Annotated in this window: 1 protein-coding gene; it reads right to left on the bottom strand. The window is 44.4% G+C overall.

The features are described 5' to 3' along the window. Positions 1–721 (bottom strand): PKD-like domain-containing protein (locus tag IEV57_RS19260; RefSeq protein ID WP_308419896.1); only part of this gene is annotated, 721 nt, incomplete at both ends.

Raw genomic sequence — 721 nt, forward strand, 5'->3', positions numbered from 1 at the left:
AGTAGTGAAAGTCACCAATTGCGTACTCGATCCTGTACAAACAATCTGATCGTCAACGGAATCAGCCTGACCAGATGGATTTACCGTTACATCAACATCGATCGGTGTTCCAGCACAATCTCCTATATGGGGGGTAATAGTATATGTAACAACACCTGGACTTGTTCCAGTATTGGTTAGGGTTTGGATGATTTCTGCAAGACTGCTTGGCGTAGCTTGATCCGAAAATCCATTGATCGTAGCATCAGTCCCTGCTGGAATTGTCGTCACAGAAGCTGTCCAGCTATACGTCATACCAACCGTCCCAGTACTTTGAGGTGAAAGCGTAATATTTGTAGTTCCATCTGAACAAATCACATCTGAATTGGGTGCTGCTTCGACTACAGCAACTGGATTGACCGTCACTTCTATCACGAATGGATCACCCTCACAGGCACCGCTTTTAGGAGTAACGGTGTAAGTTGCTGTTTGGACTGTATTTGTGTTATTAGTCAATACTTCAGAAATGGTGGTCACATCCGATCCAGAAAGGACTCCAATCAGACCGATGTCACTTGGAGACATTGTCCAAGTGTAGTTTGTGTTTAATGGTACTAAATCTCCACTGACTCCATCCTCAGGATTAACCGTAAATGCATCCCCCGAACAAATAGGCTCTGGAGCTTTGTTGGAAATAACAGGCGTAGGATTCACTGTGATCGTAAAAGTTTTTCCCAGGCCA

It is taken from the genome of Belliella aquatica (assembly GCF_014637795.1).
Classification (GTDB): domain Bacteria; phylum Bacteroidota; class Bacteroidia; order Cytophagales; family Cyclobacteriaceae; genus Belliella; species Belliella aquatica.